This window comes from Photobacterium carnosum, from assembly GCF_021236965.1.
Taxonomy (GTDB): domain Bacteria; phylum Pseudomonadota; class Gammaproteobacteria; order Enterobacterales; family Vibrionaceae; genus Photobacterium; species Photobacterium carnosum.
On record NZ_WMDN01000015.1, the window covers coordinates 80,520 to 93,139 of the forward strand.

15 protein-coding genes are annotated in these 12,620 nt (G+C 37.1%); 12 read left to right on the top strand and 3 right to left on the bottom strand.

Annotated features, from left to right (window positions below):
* Position 1: 1 nt before the first annotated feature.
* The gene (locus tag GLP24_RS14105; protein WP_101767486.1) at positions 2 to 637 is read left to right on the top strand and encodes a DUF4400 domain-containing protein; all 636 of its coding nucleotides are present in this window, start codon (positions 2 to 4) and stop codon (positions 635 to 637) included.
* A 95-nt stretch (positions 638 to 732) separates the two neighbouring features.
* Here GLP24_RS14105 and tnpA read toward each other — a convergent pair whose 3' ends face one another.
* From tnpA to GLP24_RS14120, 3 genes are read right to left on the bottom strand one after another with little or no spacing between them, the layout of a single operon-like run.
* On the bottom strand, positions 733 to 1,161 hold the full coding sequence (tnpA, locus tag GLP24_RS14110; protein WP_101767487.1) for an IS200/IS605 family transposase: 429 nt from the start codon (positions 1,159 to 1,161) through the stop codon (positions 733 to 735).
* Complete coding sequence (locus GLP24_RS14115) at positions 1,158 to 1,337, bottom strand: hypothetical protein (protein ID WP_101767488.1); 180 nt, start codon at positions 1,335 to 1,337, stop codon at positions 1,158 to 1,160. Before GLP24_RS14115 ends, tnpA begins: the two co-directional genes overlap by 4 nt.
* Positions 1,338 to 1,354: 17 nt before the next feature.
* Positions 1,355 to 1,717, bottom strand: a complete 363-nt coding sequence (locus GLP24_RS14120; protein WP_101767489.1) for a hypothetical protein — start codon at positions 1,715 to 1,717, stop codon at positions 1,355 to 1,357.
* A gap of 279 nt (positions 1,718 to 1,996) precedes the next feature.
* Here GLP24_RS14120 and GLP24_RS14125 point away from each other — a divergent pair, with 279 nt between their 5' ends.
* From GLP24_RS14125 to GLP24_RS14175, 11 genes are all read left to right on the top strand, one after another.
* A complete protein-coding gene (locus GLP24_RS14125; RefSeq protein WP_232577717.1) occupies positions 1,997 to 2,407 on the top strand; it encodes a hypothetical protein in 411 nt (136 codons plus the stop codon).
* 106 nt (positions 2,408 to 2,513) lie between these two features.
* A complete protein-coding gene (gene traL, locus GLP24_RS14130; protein WP_101767491.1) occupies positions 2,514 to 2,810 on the top strand; it encodes a type IV conjugative transfer system protein TraL in 297 nt (98 codons plus the stop codon).
* Positions 2,811 to 2,874: 64 nt separating this feature from the next.
* On the top strand, positions 2,875 to 3,507 hold the full coding sequence (locus tag GLP24_RS14135; protein WP_232567769.1) for a TraE/TraK family type IV conjugative transfer system protein: 633 nt from the start codon (positions 2,875 to 2,877) through the stop codon (positions 3,505 to 3,507).
* A complete protein-coding gene (locus GLP24_RS14140; RefSeq protein WP_101767493.1) occupies positions 3,507 to 4,970 on the top strand; it encodes a type-F conjugative transfer system secretin TraK in 1,464 nt (487 codons plus the stop codon). The genes GLP24_RS14135 and GLP24_RS14140 overlap by 1 nt, the downstream gene beginning before the upstream one ends.
* Position 4,971: 1 nt before the next feature.
* On the top strand, positions 4,972 to 6,387 hold the full coding sequence (locus GLP24_RS14145) for a TraB/VirB10 family protein (protein WP_101767494.1): 1,416 nt from the start codon (positions 4,972 to 4,974) through the stop codon (positions 6,385 to 6,387).
* 1 nt (position 6,388) lies between these two features.
* Entirely contained in the window at positions 6,389 to 6,814 is a 426-nt protein-coding gene (locus GLP24_RS14150) for a hypothetical protein (RefSeq protein WP_101767495.1), read from the top strand.
* A gap of 78 nt (positions 6,815 to 6,892) precedes the next feature.
* Positions 6,893 to 7,336 (top strand): hypothetical protein, encoded by a 444-nt coding sequence (locus GLP24_RS14155; RefSeq protein WP_101767496.1) that lies wholly within the window; start codon positions 6,893 to 6,895, stop codon positions 7,334 to 7,336.
* 137 nt (positions 7,337 to 7,473) lie between these two features.
* On the top strand, positions 7,474 to 8,319 hold the full coding sequence (locus GLP24_RS14160; protein WP_101767497.1) for a thioredoxin domain-containing protein: 846 nt from the start codon (positions 7,474 to 7,476) through the stop codon (positions 8,317 to 8,319).
* A 1-nt stretch (position 8,320) separates the two neighbouring features.
* Complete coding sequence (locus GLP24_RS14165) at positions 8,321 to 8,986, top strand: TraV family lipoprotein (RefSeq protein WP_101767498.1); 666 nt, start codon at positions 8,321 to 8,323, stop codon at positions 8,984 to 8,986.
* Position 8,987: 1 nt separating this feature from the next.
* Entirely contained in the window at positions 8,988 to 11,603 is a 2,616-nt protein-coding gene (locus tag GLP24_RS14170; RefSeq protein WP_232577716.1) for a TraC family protein, read from the top strand.
* Between the two features lie 74 nt (positions 11,604 to 11,677).
* Positions 11,678 to 12,475 (top strand): hypothetical protein, encoded by a 798-nt coding sequence (locus tag GLP24_RS14175; RefSeq protein ID WP_101767500.1) that lies wholly within the window; start codon positions 11,678 to 11,680, stop codon positions 12,473 to 12,475.
* Positions 12,476 to 12,620 lie beyond the last annotated feature (145 nt).

Genomic DNA, 12,620 nt, shown 5'->3' on the forward strand with positions numbered 1-12,620 from the left:
AATGGCTGAGAAAATTCCAAAAAAAGAATATACGTTCCTACAGAAATTTATTTTAATGATTTCTGCAGCATCCATCGCGTATTTGGTCTTTATAATGCAACCGCAAGAATATAGAGAAACACTTCAGAGTGAGATTAACTCATTCAGAACCGTTGCAGGCTCATTAGAAAGCAAAACTGTACTTTCTCGCGCTTACAACATGTACAAGTGGGCTTTTATTCAAACAAATATCATCCCTGAAATGGAAAAAATAGTTACCCCAACGAGTTATGTTGGCCAAAATTATTGGCAAGAACCCGTTATTCGTATTGTGGAAAATATAAAGCTACTGTTTTATCAATCTTGCTACCGAATATCTGTTTTTATCTCATGGTTCATCTTGGGTGTACCCGTAATGTTTGCGTTAGGTGCTGATGGTTTCTATAAGCGAAAAATGAAGCAGTATGAATTTGGGGTTGCAAGTGCCAACTTATTCCGTATATGGGTACGTACTGGTTTCTTCACATTCTTTATTATTGATATTTACTTCATATTCCCCGCCGCTGGTATTTTTGGCGTAATTTTGCCACCAGCAATGTTCCTTATACTAGGGTTCGCAATACGATATGCGCTAAGTAACGTTAGCAAAGTATTCTAACCACTACTTACTGTTAGCTATACTGAACAACCACCGATTAATAGTCGGTGGGTTAGTGTAATGTACTAAAGTGCGGAAACGGGGCGAAAGCCCCGTCATTGTTCAATTTTTAACTTATCGTCAATTTTTGGCTCAAAATGATGCTCAAGATATTGCTCGATCATTTCATCGGTAATGTTTCCCGACGATGCGCAAAAATACCCTCTAGCCCAAAAATGACGACCCCAGTACCGCTTTTTGATGTGAGGGAACGACTCGAACAGCTTCGAAGACGTCCGCCCTTTGATTCTCCTCATTATCTCACTTGGAGCCATGTTTGGCGGAGAGGATAGCAATAGATGCACATGATCTTTGCTCACCACGCCACTGATGATTTCAATGTCAAAAGCGGCGCACGTTTGCCGAATTAGCTCTCTAACTTTTAATGCTACATCTCCCGTTAATATCTGGTATCTGTATTTTGTCACAAACACAAAATGGTAATGGACGCTGTAGACACTGTGACTACCATAACGATAACTCATGCAGTTTCGTTGTAGTGTCGCGCTATTTCGAGCAGTGCTAATCTGTTTTTACGATTGTTTGTAACACCTGTTTTTTGAGAGGCTTTTTCAATTGCAGCGAGGACTATTGCAGCGTCCTCGCTTGACAAAAAACACCCAAAAACTTGAACCTTATCTTTTCTGTAATCTGTAGCCATGTTAAAAAAATCCCAAATTAGCTTAAAGCGTGAGTATCAAATACATAAACAACTTGCGCATCATAGATAACAATCTCACCAACATCATTACCCTCATAACCATCAAAGCCACCGATGATTACTACTTGATTTGACTCTGTATCGTAATCCTTTGCTGTTGCCATTGCTTTTTCAAAGCAACCGATCTCCCATCCATCCCACTCTAAATCAACCCCAGACGTCCCCTCTAACTGCTCGTCTGTTGTTTCGCCATCAACCCAGACGTAAGAAGCATCAATATCATCACCAATACTAACGATAACTCCATTAGTCATCACGCGGATTGCATATTTGTTAAACCCAGCATTTTCTAATGTTTCGTTCAGTAATTCGATGTTCATAATTGCGATTCCTAATTCGTTTCGATGTAGCTATAACATCAAAAGCTCATGAGCTTTTAAAGAATATTTGAGATAAATCTAATCGCATAAATGAGATGGTTTTAACCTAGATTGAGACAATAAATAGCTAACAGTAAACATTAACCTCGCAAGAATAATTGCGTTATTGCTACCAAAAAACCCCCCAATTCCTTAATTATTATTTAATTAAATAGTGCATCATTGCTTCGTAGGTTCGGCATACGAACACAACCATTTTAAAAATAAGGTTTTATGAAGATGAACACATTAACAATGAAAAACGCTAACACTTTCCATGTGTCTACTACACAAGTTTTAATTATGCTTGCTGTAGTTGTTGCTACAATTGCTTTAATCGTTGGCTTTGATGCTTGGGCTGCAACTGCTACTGAGGGTGTTGCATCTCATTTTGAGGAAATGTGGGAAGACGTACAAGCTATCGCAACTGGCGCACCTGGTAAGATCCTAATGCTTATCATGGTTATGGGTGTTGTGTTTTTCTCAACAGTTAAGCCTAACCTTGTTGGTTTTGCTGGTTGTGTGATCGCAGTTCTTGTATTAGCTAACGCAAGTAAAATCATCAACGGTTCTCTAACAGCTTCAGTATTCGATGCTGTACCTCAAGCATTACACACTGCAACTACTGTTTTACCTGTAATTGGTATGTAAATAAAACTTTTGTCAGTACATTACAACTATATGTATTGACTAAACCTCTTACACTATTGAAAATTGGCGTTGTTATTTAACAACGCCAATTTTGTGTGTGTAATTTATGGAACTAAGAAAAGATCAACAATATCTAGCTTTACGTGTTAACGATCCACAAATGGTAATTTTTTGGGACGTTGATGAAGTAAGACCGATAATAATCAGTATGGCGCTAGGTGTGCCTTTTGACTTACTTAACTATTCAATGCCTTTAGGTATTCTTGTTTTCGTTTTATCTCGACGATTAAAACAACGATATGCTAAAGGCATTATTAATCATCTTTTATGGTGGCATGGAATATTACCCCTAAAAGAAACCCCTTCGATGCCAGATCCATTAATCAGAGAGCTTTTTAGGTAATCAAATGTTTTCGAAATCAAAATCAATTAAATCGTGGAGCCAAAGCGTTTCACACGCGGGAATAATGAACCAAATCGCACTAGCTTTAACTGTTGCTGTGATTGTTTTAATTTTCATGGTGATGAGTAAGAAAGAAACGGTCATTGTCGTCCCTCCAACGTTTAATGAAGAAATTACTTTTGTTGGTAATCAGGCATCTGAGGCATATAAAACTGGTTGGGGATTATTTACAGCGAACTTAGCCGGTAACATCAGCGAGCGTAACCAAGCTTTTGTTGTGGATACCTTACGAAAAATGTTTCGTGCTAAGGACGCTGATAATTTCGAACATCAATTACAAGCACAAGTTGATGCGCTAAAGGTTCGTGGTGTTCGTGAAAGTTTTACGTCTCTTGACCTTATCTATAATTCTGATGTTGATTTAGTTTGGGTATATGGCGATAAAAAAACAGTGTCAACACGAACTGGAGCCTCGACGACTCAAAAATGGACTTATGAAATCCGCATTACAGCTAGTAATGGTATGCCTAAAATTGACCATTTCAGTCAATATTCAGGTGCTCCTGAAACACGCTCTCGAGTAAAAGCGATCAAGGAAGCTAATGCTGATAAAGCAGAAAGACAAGAAGGTGAACAATTAAAACCTGACGATTTAGATGTGCCTTTACCAGACGACAGCATCAAGGATAATAAATAATGTTAATAAATACCCGAACCAAAAAACTCGTATTACTTGTGTCGGCTGCGTTGGCTTCTCATACCGTTATAGCCGCAATCAATACTTCCGATATTCCAATCGAACCAATAAATAGTGGTCGTATAGCTCTGTCTCAAAACGCTCAACCGACACAAGACGAACTATTAAAATCACAGGGTGGAGGTAAAATTTCATCACTAATTAACAGTAGTATTTATAATTCAATAGACAAAGCAACAGAATCCGAAGATAAAGCGATAGAGCCCACAGGGACTATCGGAATGCCAGTACCATCTGTATCCCCAGTGTCCCCTATTAATACTCCTGACATTTATACGAGTAATAACACGCCGAAACCATTCAGTGATCAGAATGCTGCAATTGATAATGCCCTAACTGAACGTGCTAGACAGAATATTGATGCTAAATCGGTACGTACGGGGAATATTGTTTCAAAAACTGGTAGCGATATTTTAAAACCGGTAGATATGAGTCAATTTGCCACGCAACAAGAACCACAATTACAAATGCCACCAGCATCGGGCGTAACAAAGGTTAATGGTACACCTTCAGGTATTAATCCTGCAGATTATGGTCTTGGTGTGCCAGTACCGCAAGTGCATGGCCGAGATCCAATTAAAGACGAGTTAAAACGTAAGTATGACTCACATCAAACTATTCGCATTAAACCTGGTGATGGTGAGTTGGCACCTGTTGCTGTTGGTTTGCAAAACCAGATTTCAACACCGTTTAAAAATGTATCAATTAAAACATCATCTATGGATGTACCTATTGAAGTAAAAGACGGATACATTTTTATTACTCCAATGGACCAATCTCCAATAGGTTTGTTTGTTGGAGAAAAAGGGTTACCTGAAACAAATGTTTCTTTAACTCTAATGCCGTTGGATGTTCCACCAACAATGATTGAAGTAAAAGTACCAATGTCTCGTGCGTTACAAGTTAAATATAAGAATTTCGTCAATGAGCGAGAGGAAAAAGAAGCTATTGCAAAGCATATACGAGAAATGAAAGAGGCTCCCGCTAACCAGTTTGATCCAAGGGTTAATTCTAGTTACGTAAAACGAGCAACGTCATTACTTGCAGCTGTTGCCAAAGGCGATATCCCTAATGGTTATGCCTTTAGTACAGATATTCCACGAGATCAGATGTTCCCATGTGATATTAACAAATTGGGTATGTATCACCGTGTAATGCAACGATTAGAAAGTAGCCAAGAAATTGTTGATATCGTAAAAGTTACAAATGACATTAATAATTTCCGACAAATGAGGGAAGAATACTGTCTTCGTGATGATGTTATTGCCGTTGGCGTTTTTGATAAAGCTACTTTAGCACCTGGTCAATCAACGGAAGTGTATATTCTTCGTGATAAAGCATACCTAGATAAAATTAAGCGACAACGTGTGCGCCCTAGCCTTTTAGATAGTAAGGAGGCATAAAATGGCTGATTTTTCGAAACTTAAATACAACCTAGTCGAAGCTTGGAAAGAACCAAAAAAACGTAAAGGTATTATCGCAGTAGTCATAATGGGTTCAGTGATCTTTGGTGTAATGGCCACAGATGATTCCAGTACGCAAAAAAGCGCACAAGAATACCATAACCTTGAAAAAGGTAAGAAAGTGCAGGCTAACTTTTTTTCTCAATCTGGTGCTAATACGATTGAAAAAGGACATATGGACGAAATTTACGGATTAATGGAAAATCAGATTAAAGATCGTGAAACGGCAATTGATCATAGAGAAAATGAAATGCATCAACTCGAAGACCGGTTATCTAAACAGATTGAGGATCTACGATTTAGTCAGACTGCATTAAAACGTGATATGGCTATTCAAAAAAAATCTGACGCTACTAATAATCATACAACTTACGGTGGAGGTTTACTTCAAAATCAGCCACAAACTCAGGTTCAGCCTCAACCTGTTGTAAATGGTAAACAGCAATCTCAACCATCTCAACAACTACGACCAATGCAACAAGTGGCGCAGCAACAATTACAACCTCGTAAACCAGTTGTTGATCATCGTCGTGTGGGGATTCGTACTATCACATCAAGTTCAGATGAATTTGTTGATTATAATGGTAAAACTACCAATCTTACCGCAGCAGCAACATCCAAAGATGGCGCTACGACTCGTACTATTGATGGTAAAAAACCGGAAAAGAAGACTAGCCAGCCGATATATCAACAAGAATCAGAAAAAGTTGAACCTACTCAGATTATCTTGCCTGCAGGAACAATGATCTCAGGCATCTTAACTACAGGTATGGACGTTCCAACCGGCAGTTCAACAAAGCATGATCCTTTACCATCGATTTTACGTATAAATAAAGACGCATTGCTTCCAAATAACTTTAGAGCAGATATTAACGATTGTGTGTTAGTAACATCAGCAATCGGAGACCTATCTAGTTCCCGAGCCTACTTGCGTGCAGAGGCGCTTAGTTGTGTAACAAGCGATGGTGTAGCGGTAGAGACATCATTAAACGCATTTAGTGTTGGTCCTGATGGACGTAATGGGATCAAAGGTCGGTTAGTAAGTAAGAATGGTGAAGCTGCATTGAAATCCATGTGGGCGGGTTTCCTTTCAGGTATGAGTGGCTTAGCAGGTCAAACTGATATAAAAATGGGCGATAATAAGACGGGTGCTTTTGCGACATTTACTGACGCATCTGCCATGGGTACTGTCGCTGGTGGAGCTGCATTAAAAGGCGCGAGTTCGGCCATGGATCGTCTAGCTAAATACTACATAGAGATAGTCGAAGAAATGCGTCCATATATTGAAATTAATCCTGGTATCGAAATTGATTTCATCATTCAACGTGGTGCTACATTGAAATTAGGGAAAGCATAATATGAGTCAAAATGAAGCGTTAACAAAAAAATCTAACACACCAAAGCCAGTAAGTACAATTTCAGTTATTCATAAATTATGGATCGCTCTAGGTGTAATTTTCGCTTTAAGTGCATGTGGGGGTGTCTATGTGTATAAATCAATACAAGCCCTTGAAGTCCAGCTTAATGATTCACAACAAAAACTTGTAATGACAATGGAATATGTCACTCAATTACAAAAAGACATCCCTAAGATTAAGGTGATTGATTTTTCTTTAATGGCGCAAGACTGGGCTAACACTAATCAGGCTAGTGCAATGAATGCAATGGATGCAGTAATTAAATCATATAACAATAAAGGTTACGTATTAATTAAATCTGACAGTATCGTTGGTAATATTAAGCCTTTATTAGTGCGCACGCCTAAACCACACAAAATAAAATAAATCACAAAAAATACTTGAAGCGGCTCTTCATTGTTGTTAAATAACAATATTGAAGGCCGTTTTTTTAGGTGTAACTAAATGTTAAATACAAGAAAAAAAATTCTATATATAGTCGCTCTTATTGCAAGCGGTTTCTGTAATGTAGCTACAGCAAACACCCTAGCAATTGGACAACCAATTCTTTCAACCGCAACTTATACGTCCACTTATGTCGCGCAAAAAGGCGAATCAAAAGCATATGCCATTGCACAGGCGGAAGAAATGGCTAAGTTGCAAGCGTTGGACGTTAACAGTATCAGTGTAAATACAATTGATACTGAAGGAAACGTAACTAACTCTGATGTTTCGTTAAACAAGAAAATCATTAGTTCAAGAGTTCTTGCAACTAATTATGGCCACTGTGCGAAAAAATCAGTTATGTGCGCAACAGTGACAGTATCAGTAACAAGAGATAATCGTTCTCAATTAGAAATTCAAAATGCTAAATTATTAACTGCCATTAACACCGTAGCATCAATGTAACCTGCCACCTATCCTCATAAAAAAGCCGAGAAAACCTTAAACCTCTCGGCTTTTATTGTAATGCAACCACACTTAACAATGATCTTTGAAGTGTAAGCAAGTATCATGTACGCCAATCATTAAACTTGTGGTGCACAATGAAACTTTCATTACTAACAATTATCCTTTCATCCGTAATTTTTAGTTCTTCTGCTTTTTCTACTGGTATTGATCCATTAGTTAAAAATGCATCAGCTAAAAACTCAGAACTACATAATTCCATCAATAAAACCCCAGTTGAACAAGTCTTTGATAAGAATGGATTTATAAATGCAATGAAGATGTATAAATCACTTCATTGGGGAGTTCGTTTACCAATTACAGATTTATCAATTATCGAGAATCAAGATGGTGAACGTCTATTAATAGACTCTAATGCTCGTATGGTTATCCGTGGAAATTTTCAACTATATGATCTTTGGAATAAACGAGTAGTTACAGATAAGGCATCAGTTCAAAAGATGTGGCTAACACCTTTATCAATATTCAGTGTTAATGATGATGATTTAGCCATTTATCACTACGGAAAAAAGAAAGATAAAGCGGATTTAACTGTACTAATCGACCCAAATGGAAAATTCAACGCAAAGTTATTTTCAGAAATGGAACTATTAGCAGATAAGTATGCCTTTGATATTTTGCTTGTACCGTTAACAGGCAAAAACTCCATCATGGATTCAATAAGCCTTTGGTGCAATAAAGATCAATCCACTTCTCTTGAGTACCTCATGGAAGGAGCCAAGATAAAGAGCGATCTAACATTAATCCCTACGTGTAATAAAAAACCATTAATGATGAATGTCGCCCTAGCTAGTTTACTACACATCAAATCATTACCTCACTTAGTCCGAGTTGATGGATTAAACAACTCAGGTACACCGAGTAATTTAGAAGCGTTTATGCATCAAGACATTTCAAAAATTGGAGAGGTTATAATTAAATAACATGCAAAATAAATTAATCAAAACCCTTACTGCATTTTCTATCATGACTGGTTTAACTGGATGTTCATCTTTTTTAGAGATTGGCGAACCACCAACGGAATGCCCTTATGCTCTGCAGGAAGGATTGCCTTGCACAAGCGCAAGAACAGTGTGGGAACTAACTAACAAATCAAAAGATATTGCCGTTATTAAACGTGAACTTATTGCTAAGAATAAAGCTGGTTACAATCACGACAATGATGATGACGACGACAATAGCGAAAAAGATAAATACATACCTCAGTATCCGGGCGGTACAGCTGCAGAACGTAGCAAAATATATTCTCAATATCAGATTAATTACAAAAAATATCCAGCGGCAGATCCTATGGCTATTTTACACGAAGCTAAGGTTTTACGCGTCCTTGTAAATTCTTGGCAAGATAAAGAACATAACTTACACATGCCAGGATATACATATGTAGAGATAACACCTCGTCGTTGGGAAGTCGGTCGTGATGCAACAGCCACACCTGCCATGGTTACATCACTCAATGCCCGTAGCTCGTCATTAAAAGAACGGGAAAAAATGAGTCCAACAGGTGATCCGAGTGGAATGCAGGTTATTCAGCGTTACCCGCAAGCACCAGCTAAAGATAAAGTATCAGACTACGTAAAGGAATTTTAAAATGACCGGCATTATTGACTATCATAATTCTATTATGAGGTTTTCCCAGTATGGGGACTCCCTCCCTGTTCTAGAATATTTACCTGAAATGAAAGGTTTTGTTTTAGATGGTGGTTTTATTGGTTTTACATTTATTTGCCAGCCATTAACAGGCGTAAATGATGACTTAATGAATGCGATGGATGATTTATATCAACGAAATTTTCCTGATGATTCTTTTATGCAAATTAGTCTATTTGGTTCGCCATATATTAAGGACACTTTAGATCGATTTGGCTCTATTCGAGAAGGTCGCGCTGAAGGTGAAATGGGAGAGTTATATGATTCCATTGGTCGTTCTACATATGAATATTTCACTGAATCTACAACAAAACCTTTAAACCCTAACATGAATCTCAAAGTGAGAGATTTTGAAGTATGGGTGTCATTTAAGATGCCATTAAAAAAACAAGAACCATCAAAAGACGAAGTGAAAGTATTTCGTCGCATGTATCTTCAATTACGCTCAACTCTGGAAGGTATCGGTTGTAGTCCATATGATATGGATGGAGCTTTATATCTGCACCGTATGCAAATCCTTCACAATCATAATAAGGATGCTGACTGGCGCAGTGGAGTTAAAGGTCATGACGCTGCCCTACCTTTGCGTTATCAAGTTATGGAGCGTAATAATCCTGTATTTGTACATCAAGACGGGGTTCAAATCGGTGAAGAAGGCAGTGATAACAGTGCATTTGTAAAGCTTCTTTCGGTTCAACGTTTCCCTGAAGTTCTTTCTTTTGGTGAAATATACGATCTTGTTTGTGATTGGCGAAATGGTCGAGATGGTTTGAGAGAGCCTTTTTTAATGACGTTAAATATAAACTTCGTTAATCAAGAAAAAGCAAAATCTGAATTTACAAAACGTCGTAGTTGGCTTACACACCAAGCATCAGGTCCATTAAGTAAATGGGTTGACCGTATTCGATACCAAAAACGTGATTACGATGAATTTTTCGTATCACTAGAGAATAAAGGGGCTCAAATCGCTGATTCTTATTTACAGTTTATGATCTTTTGTAAGGATAAGCATTCTTCTGAACAGACGGTTATGGAGATGCAATCTTTCGCATCAAAGAAGAAATGGAAATTAGTCGAAGATAGATATATTTGCTTACCACTTTTATTATCATCGTTACCTATGGGTATTGACCAAGCAGCTGTATCTAACTTTCACCGTTTCAACCGCTTTACTAGCGACACTTTAAAATTTATCACACCAATGATTGCGAGTTGGAAAGGTAACGGTCAGTCTCGGCCAACTATCCCTCTTGTTACTCGTGATGGTCAGTTGTTTTGTTTTGATCCATTTACCTCTGACGGCAATTTCAACATGTTCTGTGCGGCAGCCTCAGGTTCGGGGAAGTCATTTTGGATTAACTACTTAATATCAAATTGTTTAAGTTCTGGCAGTGTAAAAGGTGGTGATTTGTATCGTGAAACCCCACTTGAATTAGAACAAATGCCGTTAGATTCCGCGAGAGTCTTCGTTATAGACGTCGGCCGCAGCTATGAAAAATTATGCGCACTATATAACGGTAAATTTTTAGAGTTTGGTGATAATTTCAAATACTCAATGAATCCATTTAAATCGATTCATGAATTTAGTGGTAAGGATGGTCAGGGTGACATGGTGCTTTCATTATTAAAGTTCATGGCATCGCCTAGCGGTACATTAACCGACTTCCAAAGTGCACGTATGAACGTACTTCTTTCACAATTATGGGAAGAGAAAGGAAGGGATTCTTCTATCGATGATTTTGCTAATCTTTGCCTTTCAAATGAGGAAAAAAGTGTTAGAGATGTTGGTATGCAACTTGAGCCTTGGTGTAAAACTGGGCCTTATGGCGAATTTTTTAATGATGACTACGAGCCTGTGGATTTTTCTGGCAGCTTTGTTGTTATTGAATTAGAAGAATTGAAGAGTCGTAAACAACTACAAATCGCAGTATTACTTCAATGTATAAGCGCAATTCAAAATGAAATGTTTATGACTGGGAAGGATAAATTTAAATGCTTTGTACTCGACGAAGCGTGGGAGTATATAAAAATAAAAGGTGGTGCTGGCATTGCTATTGCGGAATTTTTAGAGGCTGGATGGCGCAGATTCAGAAAATATAACGCGTCGGGAGTGTGTATCACGCAATCAATTTCGGATGCGTATGAAACAGAAGTTGGGATGGCTATGGCCGATAATTCTCAGTTTAAAGTGTTTCTACGACAAGAGCCTGAAGTGATTGAAAAAGTACGCGTTAATAAACAATTCGATGGTAATGAAACAGACTTCGCATTGCTTAAAAGTATTCATACAGTTAAGGGAATGTATTCTGAATTATACATCCGTACAGGTAGTTCTCGGGAAGTAGTACGTTTATTCGTACCTCGATATCAACAGTTAATGTTTACAACTGATGGTGTAGAATTGGCAGCAATTGACCAATATAAAAAACAAGGTTATTCGATCGCTCAGTCTATAAAACTCGTCTTGAAAGATGAAGAATCAGCGAAAGAAAAAAATAAAAACAATGACACCCATAGCTATTCTGAAGAAGAAATATGTGAATTATTTTCTGATTAGTCATTATTTTTAATTTAAACTTTAATTAAATGGAGTATTTTTAATACTCCATTTTCATACAAACAGGTAATGCAATGACAGATAATCAAGAATTAAACATTAACTCACAAGATGAATTTGAAAAGTATAATGAAAAAGAAACTATTAAAAATTCAATTATAACCGCCTGTTGGGAACATATAATTAAAACCATAAATAATGTACCAAAACACCTCAATAACGATGATAAAGAAAAGCTCGAACAAGTAATCACCCAACATTTAAAAACGATTGATAATACTTTTATGGCGTTTATAGGCACAAATAAACATGGAGTGATAGAATCAATTCTTATTGAGTCATGCAGTAAGTCTCTATCACGCGACTTAATTAACAATTGCCCCAAAGATAGCTCGATTTTTAATCTTTTGACTGAGTATCGAATGCCTATAATTGATTTTAATTTAGAGGTTAATGATGCATTAATTAATAAACTTTCCCAATATTATGCTGAAAATAAATACCAACTATCTTTTGTAGAATATGTTTTATCTAATATTAGGTTTTGCTTTGGACTCTCAAATGGCATTGTTAATTGTGCTGTTTTATACGATGAAAATAAGATAAAGCATCACATGAGAGCACTTGATTTTCCCGATAAGAAAGACGAAATAATTAACCATTACTGTGAAAACATCGATATAGAGATTAGTAGCTTAGTTAAATCATTTACTACTTTCCTTCTCGGTGAGTATATTATATTTAATGTTATAACGTTCAATTGCATCAATATAGCTGAAGGTGAAAGCTTTAAAAAAAGGTTTAAAACTAACCTTGAAGCATCTTCAACTGAAATGCGTGATATCGCTTTTAGATTCCTTGAGTTCGTCTAATTTTAACTATTATTTAGATTATTCGAATCATAATCTACTCATCTAAAACGTATAAGTCATTCATCATTTACCTCTGATAAATGGCTTATTTCAACCTTATAACTGCCTTATAAACCACTTCAATACTGCCTTATTTCAACCTTAT